This is a genomic window from Catenovulum agarivorans YM01, from assembly GCF_000281085.1.
Classification (GTDB): domain Bacteria; phylum Pseudomonadota; class Gammaproteobacteria; order Enterobacterales; family Alteromonadaceae; genus Catenovulum; species Catenovulum agarivorans.
On sequence record NZ_JH767535.1, the window covers coordinates 65,882 to 81,990 of the forward strand.

Here is a 16,109-nt window from a genome sequence, read left to right on the forward strand (position 1 = left end):
CAGGCGACGAGCAAGGTATTGACGCTGAAATGGCCTCACAGTCTATGCAGGCGATTGAAGAAGCTGACATTGTAATGTTTTTAGTTGATTCACGTGACGGTGTATGTGCAGCAGACCAGTTGTTAGCTGATCATTTACGCCGTTTAACCAAACCTGTTTATTTGGTTGCCAATAAAACCGATGGTATAGATGCAGACTCAGCAACAGCAGAGTTTTATAGCCTTGCTTTAGGTCCGGTTTATCAAATAGCTGCTGCACATGGTCGTGGTGTTAATGCACTTTTAGACCAAACTTTTGAGCCTATTTTAGAACAATACCCAGATGCGGTAATTGAGCAAGATGCTGAAGACGCCGAAGATGATTTTGACGATTTAGATTACGAAGCTTTGCTTGCCAAAGAAAAAGAACAAGAAGCTGCTGAAGCAGAGCAAGAGCCAGATGAATACGCCGACAAAATTAAACTGGCGATTGTTGGTAAACCAAATGTAGGTAAATCAACTTTAACCAATCGCATATTGGGTGAAGATCGCGTAATTGTGTATGACATGCCAGGCACAACACGTGACAGTATTTATATTCCAATGGAACGTGATGGCCAAGAATACGTATTAATAGATACTGCTGGTGTCCGTCGTCGTAAAAAAGTAAATGAAACTGTTGAAAAATTCTCAGTCATTAAAACGCTTAAAGCAATTGAAGATGCACACGTTGTTTTAATTGTCGTAGATGCACGTGAAGGTTTAACTGATCAAGATTTAAGTTTATTAGGCTTTACCCTAAATGCAGGCCGCTCAATTGTCATGGCGGTTAACAAGTGGGATGGTTTAGATACAGATGTTAAAGAGCGAATTAAATCTGAAATTGACCGTCGCTTAGGCTTCTTAGATTTTGCCCGTTTGCATTTTATCTCGGCGTTACACGGTACTGGTGTTGGTCATTTATTTGAATCTGTAACAGAAGCATTTGAATCAGCGACACGCAAACTATCTACCGCAATGTTGACACGTATTATGGAAGCTGCGCAGGACGATCACCAACCACCATTGGTTAAAGGTCGCCGTGTTAAACTTAAATACGCACATGCTGGTGGACATAATCCACCAATTATTGTTATTCACGGCAACCAAGTAGATGACCTGCCAGATTCTTACAAACGTTATTTAATGAACTATTATCGTAAGTCGTTAGATATGATGGGTACACCAATTCGAATTGAATTTAGAGAAGGTGGAAATCCATATGCAGGTAAGAAAAATAAGTTATCGCTTAGTCAAATGCGAAACCGTCGTCGTATGATGAAGTACTACAAAGGTAAAAAATAGCCTATTATTACATATATGTGACAATTTAGTGCTGGTGTAATAATTGATTTGTTTGTTCAATCGGTTAAAAAACTAAGCATTTCTTGTACTTGTATAGGTGATAAAGTTTGCGAGTGACAAAAATATTGCAAATTTGTCTTTTAATTGGCATGACGTTCATAAAACTGTCAAAATTAAGCCAGATAATCAGCAACAGTGGACAGTAAGATGAGAAACAAAAATATGTCAAGCCGTATACTTGTTGTTGAAGACGAAATGCCAATTCGCGATATGTTAGTCTTCGCTTTAGAACAGAAAGGTTATTACACCTTAGAAGCTGAAACTTATGGTGAAGCTTTAGAAAAAATTAATGAGCCGTATCCAGATTTAATCCTTTTAGATTGGATGTTACCTGGTGGTAGTGGTATTCAATTAGCTAAACAGCTTAAACAAAATGAATACACACGCCAAATTCCAATTATCATGTTAACTGCGCGTGGCGAAGAAGAAGATAAAATTCGTGGTTTAGAAGTCGGCGCTGACGACTATATGACCAAACCTTTTTCGCCAAAAGAATTACTAGCTCGTATAAAAGCAGTAATGCGCCGCTCTGCGCCAACCAGCGTAGAAGAGATGATTCAAGTTCAAGGTTTAAAACTCGACCCTGTATCTCACCGCGTAACCGCGAATGAGCAAGGTCTTGATATGGGGCCAACTGAATTTAAATTATTGCACTTTTTTATGTCACACCCAGAGCGTGTATATAGCCGTGAACAGCTATTAGACCATGTTTGGGGTACTAATGTTTATGTTGAAGACAGAACTGTAGACGTACATATTCGTCGTTTACGTAAGGCGATATCTTTGCATGGCCACGACAAAATGATCCAAACTGTGCGTGGTGCGGGTTATCGCTTCTCTGCTAAAGTGTAAAATATGATCCAAGAACAATACATAAGAGCTATTAGTCGATTTATCTTACTGTTGTCGGTTGCTGTTTTGATAGGATATCTGATTGATCAAATAGCTTTATGTATTGTGATTTTATTGTCAGTTTTGCTGATCTGGTATACCTATAATTTAAACCGACTGAATGACTGGTTAACCTCGAAAAAGAATTTATACCCACCTTCAAGCAATGGTTTGTGGTCAGATACATTTGACGGTATCTATCGTCTGCAGAAAAAAAATCGTCAACGCCGCAAAGAGTTAGGCCAGGTACTTAAACGTTTTCGCGATGGTGCTGAAGCTTTACCTGATGCTGCGGTTGTTGTTGAAGACACTGGTCAGATAATTTGGTGTAACAAACTCGCCTTAATGTTATTTGGTTTACGCTGGCCTGAAGATTCAGGTTTGTTAATCACCAACTTATTACGCTACCCAGACTTTATTGAGCATTTTCATAAACACAGCAAAGATAAAGAATCATCAGGCGAATATATTCTGATCCCTTCTTCGACTGACAGGGAAAGCATTATCGAAATTCGTATGGTGCCGTATGCGCTTGGCCAAGTATTGATATTGGGTCGTGATGTCACGCAAAGTCAGCGTTTAAATCAAATGCGCAAAGACTTTATTGCCAATGTATCTCACGAATTGCGCACGCCACTAACTGTGTTGCAGGGTTATCTAGAAATGATGCAAGACCCTGATATGGCTCAAGCTTTGCCAGGTACAAAAGCAGTTGGCATGATGTCTGAGCAATGTGAGCGTATGTTCAGCTTAGTTAACCAGTTATTAGTGTTGTCGCGCATCGAAGCAAATAAAGAAAACATCTATGACAATATTGTAGATGTGCCAGCAATAATGTTGTTGTTAGAAAAAGAAGCAGAACAACTTAACCTTGAAAGTCAGCACGCTATTTCTTTTGATATCGACCATAATTTGTTAATTCATGGTATCGAAGATGAATTGCGTAGTGCTTTTACCAATTTAGTAAAAAATGCAATTCGTTACACACCACAGGGTGGGGTTATCAAAGTAGCTTGGAGAAAACAGGGCACAGCTGCAACTTTTAGCGTAACGGACAATGGTGAAGGTATCGAAGCGCAGCATCTGAATAGGCTAACAGAAAGGTTTTATCGTGTTGATAAAGCGCGCTCTCGCACCACAGGTGGTTCAGGTTTAGGTTTGTCTATTGTTAAGCATGTATTAGCTCACCATAAAAGCCAACTGGATATAGACAGTGTGGTGGATCAAGGTAGCTGTTTTTCATTCAGCTTTCCAACTGACTTAGTGGTAACCCGCCAACGAAGAGCGAGAAAACCACGTCTTTCAGCGTAATATCCTGGTTCAGGTTAACTAAAAGAAAAGTCGAACCCAGCGTCTGTTTGCATCTCAACTTCAGAGTACAAGTCAGCTTCCAATAAAGGTTGCTCGCTTAAAAAGCCATCAGGGAATTGAATGGCTAACGCTTCACCTGCAACACTGACTTTGTATTGGGGTAAATAACCCTCAATACGGCGTAAATTGAGCATAACAGCTATGCGCAAAATGCGAATTAATCGGACAATTTTGTTCGATTTATAAAAATTAAAATTAGCAATTTCGGCAGATTTTAGTTTTTTTCTGTGATACCTAACTAAAGTAGCCACAGCCAGTTGTTGCTCTAGGTTATAACCTGGCATATCTGTATGTTCTAAAATATAGCCACTGTGTTTGTGGTAACTGGTTGAATGAATATGCAGGCCAACTTCATGTAAACTGGCTGCCCAACTTAATAGTTGTTGAAAATCTTTTTTGTTTAATTGCCAGTCGTCAGAAATTTGTTCAAAAATAAAGTTAGCAGATCTGTGAACACGAGCCGCTTGTGCTGTATCTACTGCGTATCTTTGGCTCAAACTTTCAACTGTACGTTCACGAATATCATGATGTTGGAACCTGTCTTCCATCTCATACAAAACACCTTCGCGTAGCGCTGCATCTTCATAACGCATACTGCTAATATTAAGGCTATCAAATGCGGCGATTAATACAGCTAAACCGCCAGCGAGAACAGGGCGTCTGTGTTCACTCACACCTGGAATATCAATATTGTTAATATTTTCAAAGGTGATCAGGGTTTGTTTGAGCTTTTCTAAGTGATTCGCTTTTATTTCGCCGTCACTCCAGCCGTTTTGCACAATAGACTCTCTAATCGCTTTAATTGTACCTGAGGTGCCGTGTGCACTTTTCCAGCCGACTGACTTGTACGAATCAGCGATAGGCTCTAATTCACGCTCTGCAGCTAATATGGCTTTTTGGAAATTGCGTTCAGTTATTTTTCCTTGTGGGAAATATTGTTCGGTAAAACTAACACAACCCATAGAACGAGAGCTGAGCTTTAGCGGGGTAAAATGCTGACCAATAATAAATTCGGTACTGCCACCACCTATATCGACGACGATGCGGTTGTCATCACCTGCAACTGTATGTGCTACACCTTGATAAATTAAACGTGCTTCTTCTTTTCCTGGGATAATTTCGATTGGGTAGGGGAAAACACTTTCAATTTGATTTAAGAAATCTTGTACATTGGTTGCTTTGCGTAAAGTGTAAGTTGCAACAACACGAACATTATGTGGCGGCACATCTTGGAGTGTCTGCGCCATTTGTTTTAATGTGTCTATCGCTCTGTCGATTGCGGCTTGATTAAGTGTACCATCGGCCGACAAACCCTGAGCTAATCGAACTCGTTGTTTTACTTTGTGTAGGGTTTGAATTGAGCCGTCGACAATCCGCGCCACAATCAAATGAAAACTGTTAGAACCTATATCAAGTGCAGCAATTATTTCTCTTTCATTTGTTGTGGCTGATGTCATGTGGTGGCCTTGTTTTGTGGTTAGGGGATATAATTATCCTCTAACTTTTTAATATAATTGTACGTTTCGACTTGAGAACGCAGCTTTTTACGATTGCCGCGTGCTACATAATCATTTTTTTGCTCAGCGTCGATAATACGAGCTTTAGTGGTATCTTTGAACTGAAGTTCAAAAATGTCAACGATTCTTTGTTTTAACTTTTCATCGTATATAGGGCAGGTAACTTCAATTCTATGTTCTATATTTCTGGTCATCCAGTCGGCAGAAGAAATATAAACTTTTTTATCACCTGCGTTGTCGAAAATCATTACCCGCGGATGTTCTAAAAACCTATCAACTATACTGATAATTTTAATGTTGTCACTTACGCCTTTAATATCAGGGACTAAACTACACATGCCGCGAATGATTAAGCGAATTTTAACGCCAGCTTGGCTCGCTTCATATAATTTATGAATAATCGGCTCATCAACTAAATTGTTAACTTTGACACAAATACCTGTTGATTTACCTGCACGAGCATTTTGAATTTCTTGGTCAATCATTTGGGTAATGGACAAACGAGTATTAATTGGCGAAACCATCAAGTGATAAAATTTATAGCGTTTATAGCTGTATTCAATAAAGTCAAAGACGTTTTCGACTTCGCGAGTAATTTCAGGATGACAAGTAAATAAACTAAAGTCTGTGTAAATTTTAGCGGTTTTTTCGTGGAAATTACCTGTACCCAAGTGGGCATAGCGGCTTAAATTGTCGCCTTCTTTACGGTGAATTAAACACAATTTAGAGTGAATCTTTAATGTAGGAATACCAAATGACACGCGTATACCTGCGTCAGTCATAACACGTGACCACTCAATATTATTTTCTTCGTCAAAACGCGCTTTTAGTTCAACAACTACATGGACATTTTTGCCATTTTTTACGGCATCAATGAGTGAATGAATAATACGCGAATTTTTAGCAACTCGATAAATATTTAGTCTGATATGTGTCACAGCAGGGTCGAATGCTGCTTGCCTAACTAATTCAGTGAAATGGTCAAAACTATGATACGGGTAATATAACAAAATATCTTTGTGGCGAATGGCTTCAAAAGCACTATCAAACGATGAAAACTGACTGTTTGTCAGCGCTGGTAAACTCGGATTTTCTAAGTACTTGCGTCCAAAATTTGGGAAACCAATAAAATCTTTAAAGTTGCGATATTTACCGCCGGGTAACAAACCTTCGTTGTTGTCTGATATTTGCAGATGTTTTTTCAAAAATTTTAGCATGGCTGCAGGCATTTCCCTGTCGTAAACCACGCGTGTCGGGTCGGCACTAAAACGCTGTTTTAAACTTTCAGACATTTGTTCGACTAAACTTTGATCTATTTCATCTTCAACGTAATATTCAGCATCACGGGTCATTTTAAAACTATATGCGCTAATTTCATCGAATTGGAAAAAACCACGGAAGATGCTCGCAAGATTTAATAACAGAACGTCGTCTAATAATATAACTTCTTTTTTTACCTTGCTTTTTTCTGGCGGAAGTAGAATAAAGCGCGATACTTCATTCGTCGGTACTTCAACAACTGCATAGTCAGTGTGTTCACCGCTGGTCATTTGCACCGCGAGATAAGTGGTATTGTCTTCAATTAAATCAATCAGTTTACGTGTTTTAGATGGTATTAACGGTCGTACATGTTTAACAACTTGCTGCTGGAAAAAATCAATCAACCATGATTTATGAAACTGAGACAGTTGTGAGTGATCGACAAAGTATATTTTATGCTTAGATAATTCTCTGACCACTTCTTTATAAATAGCGTCAAACTTGGTTGCCAGCGATATAACTTTTTCTTGAATACTGACAAGTAATTTAGCTGCGTGCTCTTCATTTTGCTCTTTTTCTAACAAGGCACGGCGGCGCACATCAGCAACGCGTACCCGAAAGAATTCATCTTGATTGTTAGAAAAAATCCCCAAAAAACGCACACGTTCTACTACAGGTACTGTTTTATCTGCAGCTTCCTGTAATACACGTTCGTTAAAAGATAACCAACTTAGCTCTTTTTCAACAAATAATTTGTCTTTTGCCATTTATATTTTGTTCTTTCTTTTAGTGATCTGTAGTCATTAGATAATTTGTCTATTGCAGATTTATTACAATTGTCATATTTGCTGCAAATTACTCTAAGCTTATTTCTACGACTAAATCATTAGCTATGTCTTCTAGTGCTTCTTGTACGTCATCAATATCCAGTTCAATTGGTAGCTCTAGCGTTGCTTCTGCTTTAAATAATTGGCTACCCCAGTTAGGCGCGCTTTCACAACTAGATTTTAAATTAAGCAAATTAACTTTTAATGCAGCTAGTTTGGTGGCAATTTGGTTGATAATGCCGGATTTATCGTTACCTACTACGGTTAACTTAGCAAGGTTACATTCTTGTGCTGGTGCTTCTGCACCTATAGCAATATGTAACTGGATGTTGTTTTGGGTTAGAGCTTGAATAGCGTGGGTTAACTCTGCTTGATATTCGTGTGCAACTTCAACCTCTACAATACCAGCGAACTGGCCGGACATACGACAAAAATTACTGGCGAGCCAGTTACCATGGTGGGCTCTAACGGTTTTAGATAATAACTCGATAATACCTGGTTTATCGGCTGAAATAATAGAAATAATAAGTTGGCTTTGCATAAAAATGATCGCTATATCAGAGGCTTAAAAGGTTAGATTTAAGTATAGGAAAGGCTTGTTACAAAATCTATATCATGGACAAATATTTGTTTGCGCAAACTACTTCGATTACTCGGAAAATATGACAAGAATTATGACATTTGTAACAAAAGTGTCATGTGTGGCTGTTATTTTAGCCGCATCAAAAAAGCTGAACACACAATGAAGCAGTAAATGAACATTTCTCGTTTTTCGATATTATCCTCGTCAATCCTGATTTTAATTGGGCTAGGACTTATTTCCCTGTTGGTTTGGTCAAATATTCAGCAGCAACAAGTCAAGCAAAATTTAGCTGAATACCAAAAAACTAAAAACCAATTGACCCAAGTTTTTAAAAACCAAGTCAATAGCTATTTGACTACCAGCGATTCACTTGAGCTAAATGCAGCGAAAGAAACATTAGAAGTTATTTCTGCTACTTTAAAGAATAATGACAATACTTCTTATCAAGCGCTCGTAGGGCAAATTGAACAGCTCATTCAATTTATTGAAGATGACGTGCGCGCCGCGGGTAAGTTAGGCGCAAATAGTGAAGCACTGTTGCAATTTGCAGAAAAAAGTTTGTTATCTGATAGCCAAAGTTTGCTTGAATATATAGAGCAAGGTAGTCAAAGCAAGCCTGAGTTAGCCCAAGCTTATTATCCTATCGCCGTCAAAATAGCAAATGGTGTTGCAGGTTTATCTTATCGACGTGAACGTACTTTTAGCTCAACTGAATCGGGAACTGACTCACGCTTATTGTTAAATCAAGCGGCTGAGCTGAAATCGAGTATACAAGTTTTAAAACAATTGGATAGATTCGATATATATCCAGAGTCTGAAGAAGAGGAAGATGAGTTTTCGCTCGGCATGGCAGTGGAAGCAGACGAAATTGGCGATGAGTTGATTTCGAGCTTATATGCACAGGTCAATCGTTATCCTAAAGAAGTAGGCAATACCCAAAACTCACTGCGTTTAGTAAGCACTTCGTACTACAATCTTCGTAATAAAGTAGATAATTTTGAAGCTGACTATATTTTACTTGAAGACGAATTGTTGCATCATCAGCAGCAAGTTGATAGTCAAACCCGCGTGGTGCTTTATTCCGCTGCAATTGTCCTCATGATAGTGGCTATTGGTTTGATGGCTTTCCAATATGCTTGGGTTGTTAAACCTGTGCGTAAGTTACGTAAAAATTTCCATCGTTTAGTTGCAACAGGTGAAGTAGAACGTATCCAAGTATCAAAAAATAAAACAGAGATAGATGAAGTCGCTATGTGTTTTAATCAGCTACTTGATCAAATTGAACAAGAAAATGAAGGCAAAAATCAAACCTTGTCGCAAATCTCGACCGCGTTAGACGGTTTGGTCAGTGAAAGCAAAGAAATTGAGCTGCAAACCGGTGAAGTACACGGCAAAATGCAAGGGAATATGCACATCATTAAAGAGCTCGTTTCATTGGCTGAAGAAGTGTATACAGGCGCAGAAACTGTGCAGAAAAACGCGCAAAAAACCGAAACCTTTATCGCTGACAGCAACAAAAAAATTAATTTAGTGACTGACAACGCTGAAAAAATATACGCTTCAACACAAACGAGTTATCAATCGGTTGAGCTACTGTTAGATTCAGTTGATAAAGCAAGTACCATAGTAGATACCATAGGCAGTGTTGCCGAGCAAACCAACTTGTTGGCACTGAATGCCGCGATTGAAGCTGCAAGGGCAGGTGAACACGGACGAGGGTTTGCTGTAGTTGCTGATGAAGTTCGAAGTTTATCCAAGCGCACCCAAGAGTCATTATCTGATATTTCGTCTATCCTAGAATTGTTGCGCACATCATCAGATGAATTAGTACAAGTGGTGAAAAATATTGACCAGCTTTCAAACGAACAAAAACAAACCGCGGTCGATTTATATGAAAATGCTCTGGTTGTGCGCTCGCAAGCTCAAGAGTCAGCTAGTGCTGCCTTGCAAAGTTTCCACAATGCAAGTGATCAATTACAGCATATAGACGCGTTTGAAAAAGCGATAATGCAAATTCAGAATCAAATTGACCAAACACGTGAAAAAACTAATAAAGTAAGCCAAAGCACACAGTTACAAGCAAGCAACATTATGAAAACTTTGGCCGATAATGGCGAACTTGCCATGGTGTAGCCATAATAATTTTATGAACAAATAATTAATTTTTCTGAAACTTGGTCATCTTTGCTTGATTTGGTGTAGAATCCGCCGCGTCATCAAAGTAAATATAAAGGTTTATTTATGTCAGGAAATTCATTTTTAGGCGTATTCGGTAAATCCCCTTTTAAAGCGCTTGAAACGCATATCGATGTTGTTAAAGCTGCTGCAGATAGATTGCCAGCTTTTTTTGAAGCTGTTTTTAAGGCTGATTGGGAAACTGCTCAAGTTGTGCGCGACGAGGTGTCAAAGCTTGAAAAAGAAGCAGACGCGATAAAAAGAGAGTTAAGAATTCAATTACCTAAAGGTTTATTTTTGCCTGTTGATCGTGCTGACTTATTAGAGTTACTTGTACAGCAAGACAAAATAGCAAACAAAGCAAAAGATATTGCAGGTCGGGTAATAGGTCGAGAGTTGCCAATTCCAGCCGATTTGCAAAATGATTTTATGGTTTATCTTAAGCGTTGTATTGATGCTGTTGATATGGCCGCAAAAGCGATTAACGAATTAGACGAGTTACTCGAAACCGGTTTTCGTGGCCGTGAAGTTGACCTAGTTGAAAAAATCATTTCTCAAGTAGCAAGCATCGAAGAAGACACAGATAAATTACAAATCGGTCTTCGTTTATCTGTTCGTGCTGCTGAAACAGAGATGAACCCAATTGATGCGATTTTCTTATATGACGTAATTGAATGGGTTGGTGATTTAGCTGATAAAGCTGAATCTGTCGGTGGTCGTTTAGAGCTACTTCTAGCAAGATAATTTAATAAGTTTAATTTCAGGAAATCCAATGGATATTTTAACTACTTACGGCGTAATGCTGGTTATTTTAGCGGCAGTTGTCGGCTTTTTTATGGCGTGGGGGATTGGCGCCAACGACGTTGCAAATGCAATGGGCACTTCAGTTGGATCGAAAGCTTTAACTATTAAACAAGCAATTATTATTGCGATGATTTTTGAATTCGCCGGCGCTTATTTAGCTGGTGGTGAAGTAACATCAACAATTCGTAAAGGTATTATCGATGCAGAACCCTTTATGCACGTACCTGAGTTGTTTGTTATTGGTATGATTTCTGCGCTTATTGCCGCTGGTACTTGGTTAGCTGTCGCTTCTTATATGGGCTGGCCGGTTTCTACAACTCACTCAATTGTTGGTGCAATTATAGGTTTTGCTGTTATCGCTGCTGGCAGTGAAGCGATTCATTGGGATAAAGTCGGTGGCATTGTTGGTAGTTGGATTGTTACCCCGTTACTTTCTGGTGTACTCGCTTATATTATCTTTATGAGCGCACAACGATTTATATTTGACACTGAAAATCCAATTAAAAATGCTAAACGTTATGTACCAATTTATATGGCGCTTGGCGGTTTTGTTATGGCTTTGGTTACCATTAAAAAAGGTTTAAAACACGTATTTAAAGATGCATCAATCAGCATTAGCACGACCGAAGCATATGTATACGCAATCATAGTCGGTATTATTGTGGCAATTATCGGTGGTATTTTTATCAAGCGCTTAAATATTGATGAGAATGCAGCACGTGAAGAGCAGTTTTCTAACGTTGAAAAAATCTTTGCGGTATTAATGATAGTAACTGCTTGTTGTATGGCGTTCGCTCATGGTTCTAATGACGTTGCAAATGCAATTGGTCCGCTAGCTGCAGTTGTCAGTGTAGTTGAAAACGATGGTGTTATTGGTGCTAAATCTGCATTAGCTTGGTGGATTTTACCTTTAGGCGCATTTGGTATTGTTGCTGGTTTGGCTTTATTTGGCCATAGAGTTATGGCAACTATAGGTAAAGGTATCACGCATTTAACCCCAAGCCGTGGTTTTGCCGCAGAGTTAGCGGCTGCAAGTACAGTGGTAATCGCTTCTGGTACGGGTCTACCAATTTCAACAACTCAAACCTTAGTTGGTGCTGTATTAGGTGTAGGTATTGCTAGAGGTATTGCTGCGCTTAACATGGGCACTGTACGCAATATTGTTATCTCTTGGGTAGTTACATTACCTGCTGGTGCTGGTTTAGCTATTATCGCTTACTTGCTTCTAACTAGTATCCTTCTATAATTCTTCATCAGTTTCGAACGGTAAAAGGCTTCTTCGGAAGCCTTTTTTGTATCCATAAATTACAGTTTAGTAATATTACGTTGCGTGTAACATAACTGTCATAAAAGTATCATATACTGCGCGCAACTCAATTAGGCTAAGGCTTTCAATGTATCAGTCAAACACTTTACAAAACAAACAGCATGCGATGAGGAAGTTCAAAGATCGCTTTGCCAAGTATGGTGTCGCCACTGGCGGTATCATGGTGTTAGTCGCTCTTTTGATGATCTTTTTCTATTTGTTGTATGTTGTACAACCTATATTTGAAGATGTTTCTATCGAACCTAACTTAACCATAGCACTAGAGGATAAGCATAAAACTTTAGCGTTAGGGACAGACGATCACGTAGAAACTGCTTATCGATTTACCAATCAACCATCGCTTGAGTATTATCAATTGCATGGTGCGGATAAAACTCAGCTAATCACACAATTTGATATCAACAACAGTAGCGAAATCACTGCTTTTGCTAAAGCTATGCCGCATGTTAAACAATATGCTTACGCTTTTGCTGATAATAGTGTTGTTATCATCAAACCGGGTTTTAAAATTGGTTTTGCCAATAACCGCCGTACCATAGAGCCAAGAATCGAATATCCTTTTGGTCGGGATGGTTTAACCATAGCGACGGATGCGCCAATCAATAAATTTGCATTTGCGACCACCTCTGAAAACGACGGCGCTGGTGTTGTTTATCAAACTCAGAATAAATCAGCTGTGTTTTACTCGCGTTTGTTAGGCGAAGTTAATTTTATGACAGATGAGATTGAGTGGTCTCAATCGAATGTCGAATTACCAAATGTTACAGGCGAAGTTGACCAACTGCATTTAACCGCAGATTTATCGCGTGCCTTTGTACTGCAAAATGGTTATATGTATGTATTTGATGTCCGCAATGCCAACAAAGTTAAATTGGTATCGCAAAGCCGTGTAGTAGAGCATGGTGTAAAAGTTACCGCTTCAACTTTACTTGCAGGCGCAAGTTCAATCGTGATTGCCGACAATAAAGGCAACGTTGCGCAGTGGTTTGAAGTGAATGCGGAACAAGGTCGTGAATTTACTAAAATCCGTAGCTTTAAAAGTGATAACACCAACATCAATGGTTTATATCCAGAATTCTTCCGTCGCAGTTTTGTTGCAACATCAAGCTCAGGTCATTTAGACGTATTTTATACCACAAGTGAAGCGCATTTATATGCGGATAAATTGCTTGATCAAGCTGTGCTAGATTTGGCAATTTCACCACGTGCAAATGCTTACATTACTTTGACTTCACAAGGTATGCATTTATTTGATGTTGAAAACGAACATCCTGAAGTAACTTGGTCTGCCTTGTGGCAAGAAACTTGGTATGAAGGTTATGGTGAGCCAGATTACATTTGGCAATCGACCTCTGCATCTGATGATTTTGAATCTAAGTTCTCTTTAGTACCAATAACTTTTGGTACGATTAAAGCTGCGTTTTACGCTATGTTATTCTCAGTGCCAATTGCATTAGCCGCTGCTATTTACACTGCTTATTTTATGCCGGCAAAAATCCGTACTGTGGTTAAACCTACGGTAGAAATTATGGAAGCTTTACCAACGGTAATTTTAGGTTTCTTAGCGGGTTTGTGGTTAGCACCGTTAATTGAAGAACACTTAGCGGCTATAGCTATATTGATTCTGTTTTTACCAGTTGCAATTATTTTGTTCGCTTTTGCATGGCACAACTTGCCGCGTAAATTGCTCAATAGTTTGCCAACAGGTATGGATTCGTTATTACTTATCCCTGTTATTTTATTGATGACTTACTTGTTGTTAGAGGCGAGCCCTTGGTTTAATGATGTTTTCTTTGATGGTGATGTACGTTTATTTATCACCGACGATTTAGGTATTTCCTTTGACCAAAGAAACTCGCTAGTTGTTGGTATTGCTATGGGGTTTGCGGTTATTCCAACCATATTCTCAATTGCAGAAGACGCTGTATTTTCTGTACCTAAACATTTGTCAAACGGCTCGCTAGCGCTAGGCGCTAGTCAATGGCAGACTTTGGTACGTGTTGTATTGTTAACTGCTAGCCCTGGTATCTTCTCAGCGGTAATGATGGGGTTAGGCCGCGCTGTGGGCGAGACTATGATAGTGCTTATGGCAACGGGTAATACACCAATTATGGATTGGTCAGTATTCCAAGGTATGCGTACATTATCTGCAAATATCGCAGTTGAAATGCCTGAATCAGAAGTTGGTAGTACCCACTACCGCATTCTATTCTTAGCAGCATTTGTATTATTCATTTTTACTTTTGTATTTAACACCATAGCTGAGTTTGTTCGTCAGCGCTTGCGTGATAAATACAGTTCACTATAACGGCGGGATTATTGTTAATGAAAGATTGGTTTAAATCAGGATCACCTTGGATCTGGATGACTGCCGGTGCAGTAAGTATTAGCTTAATTTCTGTAATTGGTTTGTTAGTGATGATTGCTGCACGTGGCTTAGGCTTTTTCTGGCCTGCTGACGTGTATGAGTTTGATGTGCAACAGGCTGATAATAAACAAACGATTATCGGTGAAATTTACGACAGAGAACAAGTTCCTGCTAAACGTTTGAAAAACATGGGCATTGACCTAGGTGATTTTCAAGGTGAAACAGTTGAGCGTATATTGATCAAAACCGGTAACCGCGAATTTGTAGAGTTAGATTTTCGTTGGTTGTTGCAAACTGATATCAAAAAAACCGACACACCTTCGGGTTTAGGTGTGTTTGAGCGAAGCCGAAATGGTAACTTTTATGGTTATGTCGATAAGGTTATTTTGGATGGTCAGCAGGTTGATTCAGCTCGACTAGAAGAGTTGATTGAGCGAGCTGTGGATATTTCAGAGCAAGCAGTTGATTTACAAAATGGCGAAATTGGTTCAATTAACTATCGTTTAGAAAAAATGCGCCTTGAAGAGCGTGCGCTAGAGCTTAAAGATAAACTGACAGACGAGCGTATTGCTGAATTTGAGCAAGAGCGTAAGCAATTAAAAGAATCTTACCAAGAATTCGAAAAAGAGTTGTTTCAGCTACGTAAAGCGCTAGATCGCGATGAAGTAGTTGTAAAAGACATGCGTGGTGAACTTGTTACCTTACGCATTGCTGAAGTGTTAGACGTACATTTTCCAAATGATATGTCAGCGTTACAAAAACTCGGTCGATTCTTTGTACAGTTGGGTCGCTTTGTAACTGACGACCCGCGTGAAGCGAATACTGAAGGTGGGGTATTCCCAGCTATATTCGGTACCGTATTTATGGTTATGTTGATGGCTGTTATTGTTACGCCATTTGGTGTGGTCGCAGCTATCTATTTACACGAGTACGCGGCTAAAAATACAGTAACTAAGGTTATTCGTATCGCGGTTATTAACTTAGCTGGTGTACCTTCTATTGTATATGGTGTATTTGGTTTAGGTTTCTTCGTGTATATGTTGGGGGGCAGTATAGATGAATTGTTCTACCCAGAAGCGCTACCTAATCCTACCTTTGGTACCCCAGGGGTTATTTGGTCAGCATTAACCTTGGCAATTTTAACCTTGCCAGTTGTCATAGTTTCAACCGAAGAAGGTATGTCTCGTATCCCTAGCTCATTGCGTCAAGGCAGCTTAGCTTTGGGGGCAACTAAAGCAGAAACTTTATGGCGTATTATTATTCCTATGGCGAGTCCAGCAATTATGACAGGTTTAATTTTAGCCGTAGCGCGAGCAGCCGGTGAGGTTGCACCACTAATGTTAGTTGGTGTGGTAAAAATGGCACCAACGCTACCAATAGATGGCAACTTCCCATTTGTCCATGTAGATAGAAAATTTATGCACTTAGGTTTCCATATATATGATGTTGGTTTCCAAAGTCCAAACGTAGAAGCGGCAAGACCGCTAGTATATGCAACTGCATTTTTATTGGTTACCGTAATTGTGGCGTTAAACATTACAGCCATTGGTATTCGTAACCACCTACGTGAAAAATATAAGTCGTTAGAACATTAAGATTTAAAG

Annotated in this window: 11 protein-coding genes; 8 read left to right on the plus strand and 3 right to left on the minus strand. The window is 39.2% G+C overall.

Features of this window, described 5'->3' with window-relative positions; all coding sequences use genetic code 11:
• The 3 genes from der to phoR form a co-directional block, all read left to right on the plus strand.
• Positions 1–1,322: ribosome biogenesis GTPase Der (gene der / locus WSC_RS23235; RefSeq protein WP_040394975.1), on the plus strand; the 1,322-nt coding region annotated here is incomplete at its 5' end.
• Positions 1,323–1,544: 222 nt separating this feature from the next.
• Complete coding sequence (gene phoB, locus WSC_RS0117315) at positions 1,545–2,234, plus strand: phosphate regulon transcriptional regulator PhoB (RefSeq protein WP_026016920.1); 690 nt, start codon at positions 1,545–1,547, stop codon at positions 2,232–2,234.
• A gap of 3 nt (positions 2,235–2,237) precedes the next feature.
• Positions 2,238–3,584 (plus strand): phosphate regulon sensor histidine kinase PhoR, encoded by a 1,347-nt coding sequence (gene phoR, locus WSC_RS0117320; RefSeq protein WP_016957216.1) that lies wholly within the window; start codon positions 2,238–2,240, stop codon positions 3,582–3,584.
• Between the two features lie 14 nt (positions 3,585–3,598).
• On the opposite strand, the gene ppx is transcribed toward phoR, so the two are convergent.
• The 3 genes from ppx to WSC_RS0117335 form a co-directional block, all read right to left on the minus strand.
• The gene (gene ppx / locus WSC_RS0117325) at positions 3,599–5,101 is read right to left on the minus strand and encodes an exopolyphosphatase (protein WP_016957217.1); all 1,503 of its coding nucleotides are present in this window, start codon (positions 5,099–5,101) and stop codon (positions 3,599–3,601) included.
• Positions 5,102–5,121: 20 nt separating this feature from the next.
• A complete protein-coding gene (gene ppk1 / locus WSC_RS0117330; protein WP_016957218.1) occupies positions 5,122–7,188 on the minus strand; it encodes a polyphosphate kinase 1 in 2,067 nt (688 codons plus the stop codon).
• Between the two features lie 88 nt (positions 7,189–7,276).
• Positions 7,277–7,789, minus strand: coding sequence for a glycine cleavage system transcriptional repressor (locus WSC_RS0117335; RefSeq protein ID WP_016957219.1), 513 nt, complete (start codon positions 7,787–7,789; stop codon positions 7,277–7,279).
• 213 nt (positions 7,790–8,002) lie between these two features.
• On the opposite strand from WSC_RS0117335, the gene WSC_RS0117340 reads away from it, so the two are divergent.
• From WSC_RS0117340 to pstA, 5 genes are all read left to right on the plus strand, one after another.
• Positions 8,003–9,964, plus strand: a complete 1,962-nt coding sequence (locus WSC_RS0117340) for a methyl-accepting chemotaxis protein (protein WP_082196209.1) — start codon at positions 8,003–8,005, stop codon at positions 9,962–9,964.
• Positions 9,965–10,072: 108 nt separating this feature from the next.
• Positions 10,073–10,750: a TIGR00153 family protein gene (locus WSC_RS0117345; RefSeq protein WP_016957221.1), complete on the plus strand. Its 678-nt coding sequence runs from the start codon at positions 10,073–10,075 to the stop codon at positions 10,748–10,750.
• 28 nt (positions 10,751–10,778) lie between these two features.
• A complete protein-coding gene (locus WSC_RS0117350; protein ID WP_016957222.1) occupies positions 10,779–12,056 on the plus strand; it encodes an inorganic phosphate transporter in 1,278 nt (425 codons plus the stop codon).
• Between the two features lie 148 nt (positions 12,057–12,204).
• The gene (locus WSC_RS0117355) at positions 12,205–14,445 is read left to right on the plus strand and encodes an ABC transporter permease subunit (protein ID WP_016957223.1); all 2,241 of its coding nucleotides are present in this window, start codon (positions 12,205–12,207) and stop codon (positions 14,443–14,445) included.
• Between the two features lie 17 nt (positions 14,446–14,462).
• Positions 14,463–16,100, plus strand: coding sequence for a phosphate ABC transporter permease PstA (gene pstA, locus WSC_RS0117360; protein ID WP_016957224.1), 1,638 nt, complete (start codon positions 14,463–14,465; stop codon positions 16,098–16,100).
• Positions 16,101–16,109: the final 9 nt, after the last annotated feature.

Bases quoted from the DNA above. Each gene is read 5' to 3' on its own strand.
- ppk1 (WP_016957218.1), bottom strand. From the start codon at position 7,188: ATGGCAAAAGACAAATTATTTGTTGAAAAAGAGCTAAGTTGGTTATCT.
- pstA (WP_016957224.1), top strand. From the start codon at position 14,463: ATGAAAGATTGGTTTAAATCAGGATCACCTTGGATCTGGATGACTGCC.
- WSC_RS0117340 (WP_082196209.1), top strand. From the start codon at position 8,003: ATGAACATTTCTCGTTTTTCGATATTATCCTCGTCAATCCTGATTTTA.
- ppx (WP_016957217.1), bottom strand. From the start codon at position 5,101: ATGACATCAGCCACAACAAATGAAAGAGAAATAATTGCTGCACTTGAT.
- WSC_RS0117355 (WP_016957223.1), top strand. From the start codon at position 12,205: ATGTATCAGTCAAACACTTTACAAAACAAACAGCATGCGATGAGGAAG.
- WSC_RS0117345 (WP_016957221.1), top strand. From the start codon at position 10,073: ATGTCAGGAAATTCATTTTTAGGCGTATTCGGTAAATCCCCTTTTAAA.
- phoR (WP_016957216.1), top strand. From the start codon at position 2,238: ATGATCCAAGAACAATACATAAGAGCTATTAGTCGATTTATCTTACTG.
- phoB (WP_026016920.1), top strand. From the start codon at position 1,545: ATGTCAAGCCGTATACTTGTTGTTGAAGACGAAATGCCAATTCGCGAT.
- WSC_RS0117335 (WP_016957219.1), bottom strand. From the start codon at position 7,789: ATGCAAAGCCAACTTATTATTTCTATTATTTCAGCCGATAAACCAGGT.
- WSC_RS0117350 (WP_016957222.1), top strand. From the start codon at position 10,779: ATGGATATTTTAACTACTTACGGCGTAATGCTGGTTATTTTAGCGGCA.